Origin of the sequence: Kitasatospora sp. NPDC056273 (assembly GCF_042268845.1) — a bacterium.
Lineage (GTDB): Bacteria > Actinomycetota > Actinomycetes > Streptomycetales > Streptomycetaceae > Kitasatospora.
On sequence record NZ_JBHJSJ010000016.1, the window covers coordinates 107,831 to 124,475 of the forward strand.

A 16,645-nucleotide genomic window follows, 5' to 3' on the forward strand; every position below is an offset into this window, starting at 1 on the left:
ACGGTGGCGCAGGAGGGCCGCCGGGCCGCGGCTCAGCGGCGACCTCAGCGGGGGCCGAGGAGGGTGAGGGCGGCCGGGGGGTGGGTGGGGCGGAGGGCGGTGAGGCGGGTGGTGGTGGCGTGGAGGGTGTCGGGCGTGAGGGCGCGGGGGGCCGGGGCGTCGGGGGCGAGGGTGAGCGGGGGGCGGGTGGCGGCGGCGAGGAGGAAGTTCTGGGCGCCGTCCGGCGGGCCGGGGCGGCAGGCGGCGGTGGCGCTGCCTGGGACGGCGTACGGGGCGGTCTGCAGGCCCGTCGTCCGCAGGCCGGACTCGATCTGCCAGAGGCCGTCCAGGTCGCTCCCGGCGCGGACGGCGATCCGGCCGCCGGGGGAGAGCAGCCGGGTGGCGAGGCCGTAGAACTCCTGGGAGTGGAACTTGACCGGTCCGCCGTCGGCCGGTGCCGGGAGGTCGGCGAGCACCACGTCGTACGGTCCGTCCCCGCCGGGGGCGCCCGCGCCGCGCAGCCAGGCCATCGGGTCGGCGGCGGTGGTGCGGACCCGGGGGTCGTCCAGGGAGCGGCCGCCGAGGGCGGCGAGCCCGGGGTCGGTGCGGGCGAGCCGGGGGAGGGCGGGGTCGGCGTCGACCAGCCGGACGGTGCGGACGCCCCGGTGCCGCAGCACTTCCCGCAAGGCGAGTCCGTCGCCGCCGCCGAGCAGCAGGACCCGGGCGTCCGGGCCGGCCGCCATGGCGGGGTGGACGAGGCCCTCGCTGCCCCGGTACTCGTCGGGTCCGCAGACGGCGAGCCGGCCGTCGAGGTAGAGCCGGAGCGGGCCTTCGGCGGGGCCGGTGAGCACGATCTCCTGGTACCGGCTGCGGGTCGCGTAGCGGACCTGGTCGCCGTAGAGGGCGTGCCGGGCGGCGCGTTCGACGGCGTCGGAGCCGGCCGCGGCCGCCGCGAGCACGGCGAGCACCAGCAGGCAGCCGCCCCAGAGCAGCCGTCGTATCCGGGGGGCGGGTTCCTCGCGGAACAGCCAGAGCACCACGGCGGCCCCGGCGACGGCGTTGACGGCGCCGGTGAGCAGTGCTCCGTCGCCGGGCCCGAGGCCGGGCAGGATCAGGAACGGGAAGGCGAGGCCGCCGATCAGGGCGCCCACGTAGTCGGCGGCGAACAGGTCGGCGACGGCCCGTCCGGCGTCCTCGCGCCGGATCCGTTGGATGAGGGTCATCAGCAGGGGGATCTCGGCGCCGATGAGGATGCCGATCAGGCAGGTGAGGCCGACCATGGCGGCCTGGTAGCGGCCGATCCAGGCCCAGCAGGAGTAGAGGGCGAGGACGGAGAGTCCGCCGGTGAGCGCGAGCGCGCACTCGACCAGGGCGAAGGCGGTGGCGGGCCGGCTGGTGAGCCGTTTGGCGAGGAGGGAGCCGAGGCCCATCGCGAAGACCATGACGGAGAGCACGACGGAGGTTTGGGTGACCGTGTCCCCGAGCAGGTAGTCGCCGAGCGCCACGAGTTCGAGCTCGTAGACGAGTCCGCAGGCCGCGCAGACGAACGCGGCCAGCAGGACGGTCAGGCGGGCGAACCGTGGTCGGGAGCGCAGCCGGGGCCGACGGCGGGCGGGCAGGAGTGGGGCGTGGGCTCGCCCGGGCCGGGGTGGGGTGCCGTCGTCGAGGTCCACTCGCGGGCGTGCGGGCGGACCGGCCGGATGGTTGATCACGAACAAACGCTAGGGGACGTGCGGGACGGATGGCTGCGCCCATCCGACGGACAGTGAGCGACGTCGAATTGACGAATCGTTCCTGCGTACGATTCGTAGGCCCGGCTTGGGCGGCCTACGGCCGGACCGGTGTTCCGCTCCGGACTTGGGGGCGGTCATGCCCCGGACACCACCAGCGAGGAGCGGGTGCACACCAGCTGCCCCTCCTGCGGGTAGGCGTGCCAGGTGCGCCACAGGAGCCGGTCCGGGCCGCCCTGGGTGACCAGCGCGGTGAAGGCGCTCGGGTCGCCCGGGAAGACCCCGGCGAGGCCCCGGGGGTGCCCCTCGACCAGGGCCAGCAGCTCCTGGGCGCGGGCCGCGAAGTCGTGCGGCGGCAGCGCCTCGATGCGGGCGGCGAACTCGTACTCCCAGCCGCCGATCTGCTTGGCCACCCGGGCCGGCAGCGGGGTGCGGCGGCCGGGCAGGCAGGCGACGGTCTCCAGACATCGGCCGGGGCCCGCGTCGATCACCACCTGGTGGGAGGCGCCCAGCAGGCGCAGCTGGAGGGTGCCGGACGCGCCCGGGCGGCCGCCTCCGTCGAGTCTCAGGTCGCGGACGGCGAGAGCGGGCAGCGGGTCGCCGCCGAGGCACCAGGCGAGGTCACCGGCGCGGGTGTCCGTGTAGGAGGTCTGCAGTGTGGTGAGCATGCTCGGCTCCGCGTTTCAGCTCCGTGCGCGCCCGCCGAGCAGCACCGAGTAGGCCTAGGCGATGGCGAGGCTGTTCGTGGCTGTGCGGCCCTGGGCGCGGCCGACCGTGGAAGGAAGGATTCCGGCTGGAGATTCAGCAGCAGAGAAGCACGAATACGTCGGGCCCGCCGGTGATTTACCCAACTTTGTCAAGCATTCACCGTTTCGAGCACACCTGCTTCCCGGCTCTGATCGAGCCCGTGTACGAGTCTGCACAGCGCGCGCCCCTATCACCGGATTGCGCGCCGTGCGCGCCGGGTGTGCGCTGTTCGGGCGCATCACGCACCGCCGCCCTCCAGGCGCGGGGCGTGGAGGGCGGCGGGAGAGTACCCGGAAGGTCGGCCAGCGTGCCTCAGTGGCGGCAAACAAGCAAGCCGATCAAGGAAGTTGATGATCCATCAGAACTGGTGTCGGGCTGCGGGCAGTCCTGTTCGAAGGGTGCGGAGAAGGGCGTGAAAGGGGGCGTGCGTCCCCTCACAGGCGCCGCAGGCGGGCGACGGCCTCCTGAAGGACCTCGTCCTTTTTGCAGAAAGTGAAGCGGACCAGGCTACGGCCGGCCTCCACGTCGTCGTAGAACACCGCGTTCGGGATGGCGACGACGCCGCAACGGCCGGGCAGGGCACGGCAGAACTCGATGCCGTCCTTCTCGCCGAGCGGGGTGATGTCGGTGGTGACGAAGTACGTGCCCTCGGGGGTGAAGGCCCGGAAGCCGGCCGCGGTGAGGCCGTCGACCAGCAGGTCGCGCTTGCGCAGCAGGTCGGCGCGGAGGGTGTCGAAGTACGTGTCCGGCAGCCGCAGGGCCTCGGCGACGGCGTACTGGAAGGGGCCCGCGCTGACGTAGGTGAGGTACTGCTTCGCGGTGCGCACGGCCGCCACCAGGTCCGGGCTCGCGGTGACCCAGCCGACCTTCCAGCCGGTGAAGGAGAAGGTCTTGCCGGCCGAGGAGATGCTGACGGTGCGTCCGCGCATGCCGGGCAGGGCGGCGATCGGGTGGTGGGCGGCGCCGAACACCAGGTGCTCGTAGACCTCGTCGGTGGCGACCAGCAGGTCGTGCTCGACGGCGAGTTCGGCGATGGCGGCGAGCTCCTCGGCGGTGAGGACGGTGCCGGTCGGATTGTGCGGGGTGTTGATCAGCAGCAGCCGGGTGCGCGGGGTGATCAGCGAGCGCAGCTCGTCCAGGTCGGGGCGGAAGGACGGGGCCCGCAGGGTGAGCGGCACCCGGGTGGCGCCGGCCATCGCGATGCAGGCGGCGTACGAGTCGTAGAACGGCTCGAAGGCGATCACCTCGTCGCCCGGCTCCAGGAGGGCCAGCAGGGTGGCGGCGATGGCCTCGGTGGCGCCGGCGGTGACCAGCACCTCGCTGTCCGGGTCGTACGCGAGGCCGTGGAAGCGCTGCTGGTGCTCGGCGATCGCGGTGCGCAGCTCGGGGACGCCGGGGCCGGGCGGGTACTGGTTGCCGCGGCCCTCGCGCAGGGCCCGTACGGCCGCCTCGCGGACCTCCTCGGGCCCGTCGGTGTCCGGGAAGCCCTGGCCGAGGTTGATCGAACCGGTGGCCGTGGCCAGGGCGGACATCTCGGCGAAGACCGTCGTGCCCATCCCGGCCAGTCGGCGGTTCAGCAGTGGCCTGGTACCCATCGGTGGCTCCTCACGGCTCGTTGTCAGGCCATCCTGGGTCAGCCGGGAGCCGGGGACAAGAACGGCCCGCCACCGCCGCGGGGGCGGGTGGCGGGCCGAACGGGCGGTGCGGGGGGTGCCGGGGCGGGATCAGGCCTCGTCGGTGCCCTCGGCGCCCTCGCCGTCCTCGCCCTCGATCTCGTTCTGGAGGCCGAGGCGCTCGACGATCCACTGCTCGAAGCCGACCGCGGCCTGGGTCCAGTTGGCGGTGGTGGTGACGAAGTAGTCCAGGTTGACGCCGGCGCCGACGATCATCTGGGCCTCGCCGATCAGGCGGACCACGCCGTCCTCGTGGGTGTGGGTGTAGACCTTGGGCCAGAGGGTCTCGCGGTTCCACTCGTCGATCAGGTCGAGGATCTCGCCCTTCTTCTCCAGCGGGTACGCGCGGTCGTAGAAGGCGCGCACCGCGAAGAGCTCCTTCTGCTCGCCGCGGAACATGTAGTAGACGCGGAAGCCCTCCCAGGGGGCGGTGAGGTCGCCCTCCTCGTCCACGACGTGCTTGAGCTGCATCTGGTCCAGCAGCTGGGTGACCAGGCCCTGGTCCGGGACGATGATCGGCGGCGGGCCGGCCGGCCGCCCGCCCTGGCCGCCGGGCTGGCCGCCCTGGGGGACGCCGAAGGACGGGATGGACGACGGGTCGATGCTCATGGGGGTCCTCATTCCTCAGTGCACGTGGTGGCCGGCAATGAGAGGCCGCCCTTTCCACCTCCCATCCTGCCTCATTCGGGGCTCCGCTCACAGGGGCAGCCGAGGGGCGAGTCGATCTTCGTCCGGCGTTCTTCACGGCGTTCTTCGCGGTGTCGTTCCGGGTGTCCTTCCCGGGTTCTTCCCGGGCTTCCTCCGGGTGTTCCCCGGCGGTTCCGGTGGGGGCGGAGCGGGCGGCCGTCACGGAGGGTGCGCGGGGCGGGGTGGAGGCCGTCCGGAGGGCGCGCGTGAGCCACGTCACGCGCCCGGCGCGCCGGTTCGGCTGCCGTGCGGGCCGGATGCGGTTAGCGTGCGACGGAAATCGCTTCGGTCAAATCCCGGCCCAGCCGGGTGAGTTGAGCTGTCCTGAGGCGGACTGTCCGGAATTGAGGGGGGAACAGGAGTGGGTGGAGCGGCGACGGGGGACGGCGCATCGCTCGGGGCGCTGCTGCGGAGCATCCGGCTGGACCGGGGGATGACGCAGGAGCAGCTGGGCGAGGCGACCGGGCTGAGCGTGCGGTCGATCCGGGACCTGGAACGGGAGGTGTCCTGCCCGCGGGTGTCCACGCTGCGGCTGCTGACCCAGACCTGGAAGCTGCCGGACGCCCAGGTGGCCGAACTGCACCGGCTGGCGCGCAGCCGGCGGGACCGGACGCGGCGGCTGCTGCGGCAGGCGGCGGAGTGACGGCGTCCGGCCCGGGGCGCGAACCGGGCCGGGGACGCGGAACGGGCCGGGGACGCGGAACGGCCCGGGGATGCGGAACGGCCCGGGGACGCGGAACGGGCCGTCCCCCGCCGCCGGAGCGGAGGGAACGGCCCGTGCGCCGGACGCCCGGCGGTGCTACTTCTCCAGCGGCCCCCGGCCGCGGACGGTGAGGCGGTCGCCCTCCTCGTCCCGCTCGACCACGACGGTGTCCCCGTCGTGCACCGCGCCGGACAGGATCGCCCGGGCCAGCTGGTCGCCGATCGCGGACTGCACCAGCCGGCGCAGCGGGCGGGCGCCGTACGCCGGGTCGTAGCCGGTGAGCGCCAGCCAGTCGCGGGCGGCCTCGGAGACGTCCAGGGTGAGCCGCCGCTCCCGCAGCCGCTCGCCCAGGAGGGCCACCTGGAGGTCGACGATCCGGCTCAGCTCGCCGGTGCCCAGCGGCTCGAAGACCACGATGTCGTCCAGCCGGTTGAGGAACTCCGGCTTGAACGCGGACCGGACCGTGCCCAGCACCAGCTCCCGCTTCTCGGCCTCCGGGGTGGCCGGGTCGACGAGGTACTGCGAGCCCAGGTTGGAGGTGAGGATCAGGATGGCGTTGCGGAAGTCCACCGTGCGGCCCTGGCCGTCGGTGAGCCGCCCGTCGTCCAGCACCTGGAGCAGGACGTCGAAGACCTCCGGGTGCGCCTTCTCCACCTCGTCCAGCAGCACCACGCTGTACGGGCGGCGGCGGACCGCCTCGGTGAGCTGGCCGCCCTCCTCGTAGCCGACGTACCCGGGCGGGGCGCCGACCAGGCGGGAGACCGAGTGCTTCTCGCCGTACTCGCTCATGTCGATCCGGACCATGGCCCGGGCGTCGTCGAACAGGAAGTCGGCCAGGGCCTTGGCGAGTTCGGTCTTGCCGACGCCGGTCGGGCCGAGGAAGAGGAAGGAGCCGGTCGGGCGGTCCGGGTCGGCGATGCCGGAGCGGGTGCGCCGCACCGCGTCCGAGACGGCCTGCACGGCCTCCTTCTGGCCGATCAGGCGGCGGCCCAACTCCTCCTCCATGCGCAGGAGTTTGGCGCTCTCGCCCTCCAGCAGTCGGCCGGCCGGGATGCCCGTCCAGGAGGCGACCACGTCGGCCACGTCGTCCGGGCCGACCTCCTCCTTGACCATCGAGGCGGAGGCGTCCTGGTCGGCGGCCCGCTCCTGGGCGTCGGTGAGCTCCTTCTCGGCGGCCGGGATCTCGGCGTACATCAGCTTGGACGCCCGCTCGAAGTCCCCGTCGCGCTGGGCGCGTTCGAGCGCGCCGTGCAGGTCGTCCAGCCGCCCCTTGAGCTCGCCGACCCGGTTGAGGCTCTTCTTCTCCTGCTCCCAGCGCGCCGTGAGCACGCTCAACTGCTCGTTCCGGTCGGCGAGGTCGCGCCGCAGCCGGGCCAGCCGGTCGACCGAGGCGGGGTCCGACTCCTTCTCCAGGGCCAGCTCCTCCATCCGCAACCGGTCGACCGAGCGCTGGAGTTCGTCGATCTCGACCGGGGAGGAGTCGATCTCCATCCGCAGCCGGGAGGCCGCCTCGTCGACCAGGTCGATCGCCTTGTCGGGCAGGAAGCGGGAGGTGATGTAGCGGTTGGACAGGGTGGCCGCGGCGACCAGGGCGGCGTCCGAGATCTGCACCTTGTGGTGCGCCTCGTACCGGCCCTTGAGGCCGCGCAGGATGGCGATCGAGTCCTCCACGCTGGGCTCGCCGACCAGCACCTGCTGGAAGCGGCGCTCCAGGGCCGGGTCCTTCTCGATCCGCTCGCGGTACTCGTCCAGTGTGGTGGCGCCGACCATCCGCAGCTCGCCGCGGGCCAGCATCGGCTTGAGCATGTTGCCCGCGTCCATCGCGGAGTCCCCGCCGGCGCCCGCGCCGACCATGGTGTGCAGCTCGTCGATGAAGGTGACGACCTGGCCGTCGGAGGCCTTGATGTCGTTCAGGACGGCCTTCAGCCGCTCCTCGAACTCGCCGCGGAACTTGGCGCCCGCGACCATCGCGCTGAGGTCCAGCGAGACCAGCCGCTTGCCGCGCAGCGACTCCGGCACGTCGCCGGCCACGATGCGCTGGGCCAGGCCCTCGACCACGGCGGTCTTGCCGACGCCGGGCTCGCCGATCAGCACCGGGTTGTTCTTGGTCCGGCGGGAGAGCACCTGGACCACCCGGCGGATCTCGTGGTCGCGGCCGATCACCGGGTCGAGCTTGCCGTCCCGGGCGGCCTGGGTGAGGTCGGTGCCGTACTTCTCCAGCGCCTTGTAGGTGCCCTCCGGGTCCGGCGAGGTGACCCGGCCGCTGCCCCGGACGTCCTTGAACGCGGCGAGCAGCGCCTTCGGCGTGGCGCCCTGCTGCACCAGCAGCTCGGCCACCTGCCCGCCCTCGGCGGCCAGGCCGACCATCAGGTGCTCGGTGGAGACGTACTGGTCGTCGAGGTCGCTCGCGCGCTTGCCGGCCTCGGTGAGCACCGCGATGGTGTCCCGGGCGAGCTGCGGCGCGGAGACCGTCGAGCCCATCGCGCTGGGCAGCGCGGCCGCCTGGCGGCGGGCCTCGGCGTCGACCCGGGCGACGTCGGCGCCGACCGCCTCCAGCAGGGGCCGGGCGATGCCCTCGGGCTGCTCCAGCAGGGCGATCAGGATGTGCACCGGCCTGACGTCCGGGTTGCCGGCCGTGCCCGCCTGCCGGATCGCGGCGGACAGGGCGTCCTGCGTCTTGGTGGTGAACTTGCTGGCGTCCACTGCTGGGGGGTCCTCCCTGGTCGTCCTTCACTACTGCTACGTACAGCATGCACTAAGTTGAGTCTATTCCGCTCAACCTTTCCCGGACAGGGCTTCTTCAGGCCGGGGGAAGCCGGCGCGCCGCCGGACGCCCGACGGGCCGCCGGGTCAGCCCCAGCAGCTCCCGGGCCGGCCCGCTCGGCCGCTGCCCGGCCGGCCAGACCGCGCGCAGCGGCCGCCGCAGGTCCAGTTCCTCCACCAGCGGCACCTCGACCAGCCGCCGGGTGGCCAGTTCCTCCACCACGGCCAGCTCGCTCAGGCAGACCGGCCCCGCCCCGGTCATCGCCGCCGCCTTCAGCGCGGTCGACGAGGCCAGCTCCATCCGGGGCCGCACCGCGCCCCCGTACGGCTTCAGGGCCGCCTCCAGTACCTCCCGGGTGCCCGAGCCGGGCTCGCGCAGCACCAGCGGGACGGCCGCCAGCTCGGCCCCGGTCAGCGGGACGCGGCGGCGCGCCCACGGGTGGCCGGGCGCCACCACGACCACCAGCCGGTCCGCCGCCACCACCGCGCCGGCCAGCCCGGGCGGGGTGGACGGGCCCTCGACGAAGCCGAGGTCGGCGTCCCCGGCCAGGACGTGCCCGGCGACCTCCGCCGAGTTCGCCGTCCGCAGCGTCACCGCGGTGCCCGGGCTGGCCTCGGACAGGCCCAGCAGCCAGCCGGGCATCAGGTACTCGGCGACGGTCAGGCTGGCCACCACCCGCAGCTTGGCGTCCCGCCGCTCGCGCAGCGCGTCGATCCCGGCGTCCAGCGCCTGCGCCGCCTCCACCACCTGCCGGGCCCACTCGACCACCAGCCGGCCCGCCTCGGTCGGCCGGCTGCCCCGGGGCGAGCGGTCCAGCAGCGCGACGCCGATCTGCCGCTCCATGCCCTTGATCCGGGCGCTGGCGGTCGGCTGGCTGACGCCCAGCTCGGCCGCCGCCCGTCCGACGCTGCCCAGCCGGGCCACCGCGAGCAGCAGTTCCAGGGCGCCGAGTTCGGGGACGTGCGAGGAGAGGGGCATAGATCCAGGCTATGCCCCCATAGAAGCCCCGGCGCTACCGGCCGCCGGGCCCTCCGGGCGACGGTGGGAGCATGTCCACTCTGGCCGGTATCCGACCCCTCGCCCGCCCCGCCGCCCGCCGCCGGCCCGACCTCGCCCAGCTCGGCCCCAACTGGTACGCCGCCGTGATGGGCACCGCGATCCTGGCGAACGGCGCCGCCGTCCTGCCGGTGCGGCCGCCCGGGCTGACCGGCTTCGGCGAGGTGCTGTGGGCGCTCGCGCTGGCCGCCCTGCTGGTGCTGGCCGGGGCCCGGCTGGTCCACCTCACCCGGCACCGCGAGGCGGCCCGCGCCCAGCTGCTGGACAACCCGGCGACCGCGGTCTTCTACGGCTGCCCGCCGATGGCGCTGCTCTCGGTCGGACTGGGCACCATGCTGCTCGGCTCCCGGGTCATCGGCACCGGCCCGGCGGTCGCCCTGGACGCGGTGCTGTGGAGCCTCGGCACCGTGTACGCGCTGGCCGTGGCCGGCGGCATCCCGTACCTGATGATCACCCGGCACCGGGTCTCCGCCCTGGAGGCCAACCCGACCTGGCTGCTGCCGGTGGTCGCCCCGCTGGTCGCCTCCGCCTGCGGCCCGGCGCTCGTCCCGCACCTGCCGGCCGGAACGGCCCAGCAGGCCATGCTGTACGGCTGCTGGGCGCTGTTCGGCGTCGGCCTGCTGGCCACCCTGGTGCTGCTGCCGGTGGTGTTCACCGGGCTGTTCCACAGCAGGCTGCCCGCCCTGGCGCTCACCCCCACGCTGTTCCTGGTGCTCGGCCCGCTCGGCCAGTCCGTCACCGCGGTCCACCAGCTCGCCGACGCCGCCCGCCCGGTACTGCCCGCGCTGGCCCCCGCCATGACCGACCTCGCCGAGCTGTATGGCGTGGCGGTGATCGGCGTCGCGATGCTCTGGCTGGTCGTCGCGCTCGCCGCCAACCTGCGGGCCCGGCGGGCCGGGATGCCGTTCGCGATGACCTGGTGGGCGTACACCTTCCCGGTCGGCACCTGCGTCACCGGCGCCTCCGCGCTCGCCCGGCACACCGGCTTCGCGGGCTTCAGCGCGCTGGCCGTCGGCCTCTACCTGCTGCTGGCGTCCGCCTGGGTGCTCGCCGCGGGCGGCACCGCGGCCGGGCTCGCGCGGGGGCGGCTGCTGGCCCGCTGAGGGGCCCGTCGCCCGGGGCGGCCGTCCGCGTGGTGCGGGGCCCGTCCCCGCGCCGGACGGTACGGCTCAGGAGCACGCCGCCGATGCAGGAACGTGCACGGCCGGGACGACCGCGCACAGCCGCCCGGCGGAAGTGCCGGTCGGCGCCGACTCCCCTTCCAGGCCCGGGTTCCCACCGGAATCCGCCCCACCGCCCGAACCGCCCGCGGCCGCCCCCGGATGCAGATAGCTGCAATTGCGCGAACATGCACTCGGGCGGCACTTGTTCACCGGCCGTCACGCTGTGAGGGTGGAGGCACGCCAAGTCGTCCAGGCAACCGCAGCCTGATGGTGGCGACTCGCTCTTCGAAACTGACCGCAGGTGCGACAACCCGCACCGGTGGAACGGGGGGGAAGGGCGCCGGCCGGGACCATGTGTGGTGATGGCCTCCCAGCCGGACCCGTCGAGGCGTTGCTGCTCCGCCTCGACGGGAGCGCCTTGGCATTGGCGTACCGATGGCGGCCCCCGGACGACCCGGCGTGCGACGGCACCCGGGCCCGGGGGTCCGCCGTCCCACCCGGTACCGTGACCGCCTGATCCATGATCACGCCGTACCGCCCACCGGCACCGTGAGCCCGCCCGGCCCACCGGTGCCGCGGCCCGCGCGGCGAGGAACAGGGGCAGCACCAGGGGAGAGGCGTCCGGCAGGGAGAGTGCGACGTGACGGCGGAACCGGCGGTCACACCGCAGCAGGGACCGGTGGGCGAGGAGCCCGACGAGGCCGCCCGGCAGCTCTACCTGGCCATCATCGCCGAGGGCGGCCGCGTCCCCACCGGCGAGGTCGCGGACGCCGACCGGGGCGCGCTCCAACAGCTCATCGACATCGGCCTGTTGATGGTCAACCGGATGGACCGCTGCTACACCGCCGTCAGCCCGCGCTCGGTCAGCGACCGCCTCGGCGCCGAACTGCGCAGCGAGGCCACCCGGCTGCTGGTCCGCGCGGAGAACCTCCCGGGCGCCCTCGACGGCCTCACCCGGGCCTACGACGCGATGCCCCGGCCGACCGACCGGGCCGGCGGCGCCGTCCACGTCGAGGGGCACGTCCACATCCGCCAGCGGATCTCCCAACTGGTCTCCGACTGCCGCTCCGAGGTCCTCACCGCGCAACCCGGCCACCGGCCCGCCGACACCCTCCAGGTCGCCCTCCTCCAGGACGTCCAACTGCTCCGGCGCGGCTGCTCGCTGCGCACCATCTACCAGCCGGTCGCCCTCGCCGACCCGCCCGCCCTCGCCTACGCCGAGGAGGTCACCCGGCACGGCTCGCTCATCCGGGTGCTCGACGAGCCCTTCCAGCGGCTGATCGTCTTCGACCGGACCGTCGCCGTGATCTCCGCCAACGACGACAACAGCACCGCCGCCTTCATCACCGACCCGGCCACCATCACCTACCTGGTCGGCACCTTCGAACGCGACTGGGCCCGCGCCGACACCGCCGGCGCCGCCGCCCCCGGCCAGGCACCCGCCCGCACCATCCCCGACCGGGTCGGCCGGCTGCTCGCCCGCGGCCTCACCCAGCGCGCCGTCGCCACCCGGCTGGGCCTGAGCGAACGCACCGTCGCCGCCCACATCTCCCGGCTGCGCGACCGCTACGGCGCCCAGACCCTCTTCCAACTCGGCTGGCTGATGCGAGGCTCCCGCGATGACCGATGAGCCGGGCCCGGCCGAGCGGGCGCTCTACCTCACCGCCGTCCGGGGCGGCGGCCGACTGCGCCCCGAGGACCTCGCCCCCGCCGACCGCCCCACCCTGGCCGCCCTCGTCGCCCGCGGCCTGCTCACCCCCACCGCCACCGGCTGGACCGCCGCCAGCCCGCGCGCCCTCGGCGACCGGATCGGCCTCGAACTGCGCACCCGCGCCCTCCGCCTGCTACGGCACGCCGAGCGGCTCCCGGGCACCCTCGGGCCACTGGCCCGCGCCTACGACGCCGCCCGCCACCCGGGCGTCGACCTCCCGGCTGTCCACTCCGGTGCCGGCGATCCCGGTGCCGGCGATCCCGCGGCCGGCACCGTCGACGACGCCGCCGAAGTCCGCCGGCGGGTCGGCGAACTCGTCTCGGAATGCCGGGAGGAGGTCCTCGCCGCCCAGCCCGGACCGCGTCCCCTCGAAGCCCTCCGGATGGCCCTCGCCCAGGACCTCTCGCTGCTCCGCCGCGGCTGCTCGCTGCGCACCGTCTACCAGCCGGTCACCCTCGCCGACCCCGCCGCACGGAGCCAGGTCGCGCTGCGCACCGGGCACGGCGCCCAGGTCCGCGTCCTCGCCGAACCGTACGAGCGGGTACTGGTCTTCGACCGCGCGGTGGCCGTCATCCCCGCCGACGAGGACCGCAACCGGGCCGCCTTCCTCACCGACCCCACCACCGTCGCCTACCTGGTCGCCCAGTTCGAACGCGACTGGGCCCGCGCCACCCCCGCCGACCGCCACCTCGACCCGCCGTCCGTCACCACCGTCCGGATCGGCCGACTGCTCGCCCGCGGCCTCACCCAACGGGCCGTCGCCACCCGGCTCGGCGTGAGCGAACGCACCGTCGCCGCCCACATCTCCCGGCTGCGCGACCGCTACGGCGCCCACAGCCTCTTCCACCTCGGCTGGCAGCTCCGCGGAGAACACCATGACTGACACCCCCGCCACCCCGCTCTCCGCCGCCCTCCCGGACGCCGCCGCCCGCGCCCTCTACCTCGCCGTCCTGCGCGAAGGCGGCCGGGTCCGGTCGGCCGAGGTCGGCGAGGAAGACGGGCCTGCGCTCCGACGGCTGGTGGAACTCGGGCTGCTGGTGCCGCAGTTGCAGGACGCGGCGTACAGCGCGGTCGACCCGCGGGCGGCCACGGAGCGGATCGGCACCGAGATCCGCCGACAGAGCGCCCGCCTGCTCGTGGAGGCCGAGCAACTGCCCGAGCTGATGGGCGAACTGACCCGCGCCTACGACGCGACCCCGAAACGGCGGAGCGGCACGGCCGGGGTCCGCTACCTCACGGCGAAGGAGGACATCCGGCACGAACTGGAACTGCTGGCCCAGGAGTTCCCCGACGAGACGATGACCGCCCAGCCCGGCGGCCCCCGTCCCGCCGAACTGCTACCCGACTCCCTCGACCGCGCCCGCCGCGTCCACGAGCGCGGTGGCACCGTGCGCTCGCTCTACGAGGCCTCGGCCAGACTGGACCCGCCGACCGTCCGCTTCGCCGCCGAGGTCGCCCTGCTCGGCTGCACCACCCGGATCCTCGCCGTCCCGTTCACACGCTTCCTGGTCTTCGACCGCACCGTGGCCGTCATCCCGGCCGCCGGTTCCGCCGACTCGCCCAGCCATCAGCAGATCGCCCGACTGCTCGCCCAGGGCCTCACCCAGCGCGCGATCGCCACCCGCCTGGGCCTGGGCGAGCGGACCGTGGCCGGCCACATCGCCCGGCTGCGGGAGCAGTACGACGCGGAGACGCTGTTCCAGCTGGGCTGGCAGATGCGGGGGGAGCGGCTGTGACCGACACCGGATTCGCCCTGCTCGACGACACCGCCCGCGCCCTCTACCTGGCCATCCTGCGCGAGGGCGGCCGGATCCGGATCGCGGACGTGGCGGAGGAGGACGCGCAGACCGTCCAGACCCTGATGGACCTGGGGCTGCTGAAGCCGTACGTCCTGGACGGCTCGCTCAGCGCGGTGGACCCGCGCTCGGTCACGGCCCGGATCGGCGCCGACCTGCGGGCGGCCGGCACGCGTCTGCTGACACGGGCCGAAGAACTCCCGGACGTGTTCGGCGACCTCACCGTCGCCTATGACGCGGCGTCCCGCCGCCGCGACCGCTCCGGGAGCACCCGGGTCGTCGAGGGCATGGAGAACATCCGGCACCAGGTCTCCCAACTCTCCGAGGAGCTCCGTCACGAGGCACTCTGCGCCCACCCCGGCGGCGCCCGGCCGGTGGACGCCGCCGACGACACCGTGAACCACGCCCGCCGCTTCCTGGAGACAGGTGGTTCGATCCGCACCCTCTACCAGTCCGCGGCCCGTCTCGACGCCTCTACCGTCCGACTGGCTGCCCGGCTGACCGGGATCGGCTGCCACATCAGGGTCGCGGCGTTCTCGTTCCCCAAGATGCTGATCTTCGACCGCACCGTGGCGGTGGTCGCCGCCGCACCGGGGGTAACCAGCGCGGCCGTCATCGACGACCCGGCCGTGGTCGACTTCCTGGTGCGGACCTTCGAACTGCACTGGCAGGACGCCGAGGGCGTCAACTGGGCCTCCCTGGCATCCGGTTCCAGCGAGCCGTCCGTGCCCGAGCAGGTCGGCCGGCTGCTCGCCCGCGGCCTCACCCAGCGGGCGATCGCCACCCGCCTGGGCCTGGGCGAGCGGACGGTCGCGGCCCACATCGCCCGGCTGCGGGATCAGTACGACGCCGAGACGCTGTTCCAGCTGGGCTGGCAGATGCGGGGAGCCCACGATGCCTGACGCCGACCTGCCGGACGCCGCTGCCCGGGAGCTCTACCGGGAGATCCTCCGGGACGGCGGCCGCCTCCACGTCGCCGACATCCGTCCCGAGGACGAGCCGACGGTCAGACAACTCGCCGACCTGGGACTCCTGCTCCTCCATGCCACGGACGGCTTCTACACCTCGATCAACCCCCGGGCCGTGGGCGAACGCCTGGGTACCGAACTGCGGGAGGAGAGTTCCCGCCTGCTCGCCAAGGCCGCTCTCATTCCGGATCTGCTGGAGGACCTCACCCAGGCCTACGACGCGGCACCACGTCGGACGGAACCGGCGGGCGGGGTGCGGAGGGTGGCGGGCATGGTGGAGATCCGGCACCTGGTCGCCCGGCTCATCAAGGACTATCCGCACGAATGCCTGACCGCCCAGCCGGGCAGGTTCCAGCCGCCCGCGCAGCGAGGGGACGGTCTGGCCCATACGCTCCGCTACATCGAGCGCGGTGGCTCGGTGCGTACGATCTACCAACCGCAGGCCCGACTGGACGGGGACCAGGTCGAGTTCGCGGCGGAGTCCACGAGGATCGGCTCGCGGATCCGCGTCCTCGACGCCTCCTTCAGCCGGACGCTCATCTTCGACCGCACCGTCGCCGTGATCCCGGCGACCCCTGACAACAAGGTCGCCGCCGTGGTGGAGGATCCCGCGGTGGTCGCGTACGTGGTCGACGTCTTCGAGCAGCGTTGGCAGCAGGCCGATGTCGTGGACTGGGCCGCACTGGCCGCCGGTTCGGTGGCGCCGGCCGCCCACGAGCAGGTCGCGCGGCTGCTCGCCCGCGGCCTCACGCAGCGGGCGATCGCCAGCCGGTTGGGGCTGAGCGAACGCACCGTCGCCGGTCACATCGCCCGGCTGCGTGAGCTGTACGACGCGGAGACGCTGTTCCAGTTGGGCTGGCAGATGCGGGGAGCCCGGGCGGGGGAGCCCGGTGGGTAGCCGCTGCTCAGCCGGTGGCGGCGCCGGTCGGCCAGTAGCCGGGGACGGCGGGCTGCTGTCGGGGGACGTTGAACTGCTCGCCGGGGGCGGTCCAGAAGCCCTCGCGCAGGGAGAGCGCCATGCCGGCCCAGTCGAGCGCGGTCTCGACCGTGTGGTTGAGGGCCTCCTGCGACCAGGTGTCGTCGAAGACCAGCGGGAGGACGGGGGCGACCTGCTCGATGGTGGCGATCAGCGGGTTGTGGGTGATGGCCTCGTCGACCAGGAGGACGATCGGCTTGCGCAGCGCGGACGCCCAGCCGAGCTCCAGGCTCACACCGGCCGAGAGCGGGGCGCCGACGTAGGCGAACACGAGGTCCGCGGACTGGAGGGCGCGGAAGTCGGAGGGGACGCGGGGCTCCGGCGCGCGGCCGGAGATGGTCCAGGCGTCGCTGTGGTGCGCGCTGTACACGGCGGCACCGCTGCGGAGGAGGGTGGTGCGGAGCGTCGTCAGCCGCGTCCGGCTGGCGAGGGTCACCACGCTGTCGGCCGGCCCGGTCAGTCGCATCAGCGGGGCGGCCAGGAACACACGTGCACGCCGACCCTCAGGGGCCTGGCTGTCGTGGTGACGCAGGTAGGGCTCGGTCATGTCGACTCCGGGGAAAGGCCGACCGGGGGAGTGAGAGTCGGCGACGCGTTGGCTGTGGGCTGCTCTGTGTGGTGATGCCGCTGGTGAACGACTTAGCATTTGACGGTACATTGGCAAGATGTGGTGTCTTGCCGGACCATTGGGA

At 74.0% G+C, this 16,645-nt stretch carries 14 protein-coding genes; 7 read left to right on the plus strand and 7 right to left on the minus strand.

The window, feature by feature from the left end; all coding sequences use genetic code 11:
* Window positions 1-44: 44 nt before the first annotated feature.
* From ACFCY1_RS17185 to ACFCY1_RS17200, 4 genes are all read right to left on the minus strand, one after another.
* Window positions 45-1,691: a polyamine aminopropyltransferase gene (locus ACFCY1_RS17185; RefSeq protein WP_375875062.1), complete on the minus strand. Its 1,647-nt coding sequence runs from the start codon at window positions 1,689-1,691 to the stop codon at window positions 45-47.
* 155 nt (window positions 1,692-1,846) lie between these two features.
* The gene (locus tag ACFCY1_RS17190; RefSeq protein WP_049650409.1) at window positions 1,847-2,377 is read right to left on the minus strand and encodes a DUF2617 family protein; all 531 of its coding nucleotides are present in this window, start codon (window positions 2,375-2,377) and stop codon (window positions 1,847-1,849) included.
* A 513-nt stretch (window positions 2,378-2,890) separates the two neighbouring features.
* Window positions 2,891-4,051: a pyridoxal phosphate-dependent aminotransferase gene (locus tag ACFCY1_RS17195; RefSeq protein WP_049650410.1), complete on the minus strand. Its 1,161-nt coding sequence runs from the start codon at window positions 4,049-4,051 to the stop codon at window positions 2,891-2,893.
* Between the two features lie 129 nt (window positions 4,052-4,180).
* Entirely contained in the window at window positions 4,181-4,738 is a 558-nt protein-coding gene (locus ACFCY1_RS17200; RefSeq protein WP_049650411.1) for a YbjN domain-containing protein, read from the minus strand.
* Window positions 4,739-5,177: 439 nt separating this feature from the next.
* On the opposite strand from ACFCY1_RS17200, the gene ACFCY1_RS17205 reads away from it, so the two are divergent.
* Window positions 5,178-5,459, plus strand: coding sequence for a helix-turn-helix domain-containing protein (locus tag ACFCY1_RS17205; RefSeq protein WP_375875063.1), 282 nt, complete (start codon window positions 5,178-5,180; stop codon window positions 5,457-5,459).
* A gap of 156 nt (window positions 5,460-5,615) precedes the next feature.
* Here ACFCY1_RS17205 and clpB read toward each other — a convergent pair whose 3' ends face one another.
* Both clpB and ACFCY1_RS17215 read right to left on the minus strand, forming a co-directional pair.
* The gene (gene clpB / locus ACFCY1_RS17210; RefSeq protein ID WP_049650413.1) at window positions 5,616-8,222 is read right to left on the minus strand and encodes an ATP-dependent chaperone ClpB; all 2,607 of its coding nucleotides are present in this window, start codon (window positions 8,220-8,222) and stop codon (window positions 5,616-5,618) included.
* 97 nt (window positions 8,223-8,319) lie between these two features.
* Window positions 8,320-9,261 carry a LysR family transcriptional regulator gene (locus ACFCY1_RS17215; RefSeq protein WP_375875064.1) on the minus strand — a complete coding sequence of 314 codons (942 nt, stop codon included), beginning with the start codon at window positions 9,259-9,261 and terminating at the stop codon, window positions 8,320-8,322.
* 71 nt (window positions 9,262-9,332) lie between these two features.
* Between ACFCY1_RS17215 and ACFCY1_RS17220 the strand changes: the two genes are divergently transcribed.
* The 6 genes from ACFCY1_RS17220 to ACFCY1_RS17245 all read left to right on the plus strand — a co-directional run bounded on the left by ACFCY1_RS17220 (window position 9,333) and on the right by ACFCY1_RS17245 (window position 15,875).
* Window positions 9,333-10,442 (plus strand): TDT family transporter, encoded by a 1,110-nt coding sequence (locus tag ACFCY1_RS17220; RefSeq protein WP_375875065.1) that lies wholly within the window; start codon window positions 9,333-9,335, stop codon window positions 10,440-10,442.
* Window positions 10,443-11,142: 700 nt separating this feature from the next.
* On the plus strand, window positions 11,143-12,132 hold the full coding sequence (locus ACFCY1_RS17225) for a LuxR C-terminal-related transcriptional regulator (protein ID WP_375875066.1): 990 nt from the start codon (window positions 11,143-11,145) through the stop codon (window positions 12,130-12,132).
* Window positions 12,122-13,096, plus strand: a complete 975-nt coding sequence (locus ACFCY1_RS17230; RefSeq protein ID WP_375875067.1) for a LuxR C-terminal-related transcriptional regulator — start codon at window positions 12,122-12,124, stop codon at window positions 13,094-13,096. The genes ACFCY1_RS17225 and ACFCY1_RS17230 overlap by 11 nt, the downstream gene beginning before the upstream one ends.
* Complete coding sequence (locus ACFCY1_RS17235; protein WP_375875068.1) at window positions 13,089-13,949, plus strand: helix-turn-helix domain-containing protein; 861 nt, start codon at window positions 13,089-13,091, stop codon at window positions 13,947-13,949. Before ACFCY1_RS17230 ends, ACFCY1_RS17235 begins: the two co-directional genes overlap by 8 nt.
* Window positions 13,946-14,911: a hypothetical protein gene (locus tag ACFCY1_RS17240; RefSeq protein WP_049650419.1), complete on the plus strand. Its 966-nt coding sequence runs from the start codon at window positions 13,946-13,948 to the stop codon at window positions 14,909-14,911. Before ACFCY1_RS17235 ends, ACFCY1_RS17240 begins: the two co-directional genes overlap by 4 nt.
* Window positions 14,904-15,875, plus strand: a complete 972-nt coding sequence (locus ACFCY1_RS17245) for a helix-turn-helix transcriptional regulator (RefSeq protein ID WP_049650420.1) — start codon at window positions 14,904-14,906, stop codon at window positions 15,873-15,875. Before ACFCY1_RS17240 ends, ACFCY1_RS17245 begins: the two co-directional genes overlap by 8 nt.
* A gap of 7 nt (window positions 15,876-15,882) precedes the next feature.
* On the opposite strand, the gene ACFCY1_RS17250 is transcribed toward ACFCY1_RS17245, so the two are convergent.
* Window positions 15,883-16,500 carry a hypothetical protein gene (locus ACFCY1_RS17250; RefSeq protein WP_143204511.1) on the minus strand — a complete coding sequence of 206 codons (618 nt, stop codon included), beginning with the start codon at window positions 16,498-16,500 and terminating at the stop codon, window positions 15,883-15,885.
* Between the last annotated feature and the right edge of the window lie 145 nt (window positions 16,501-16,645).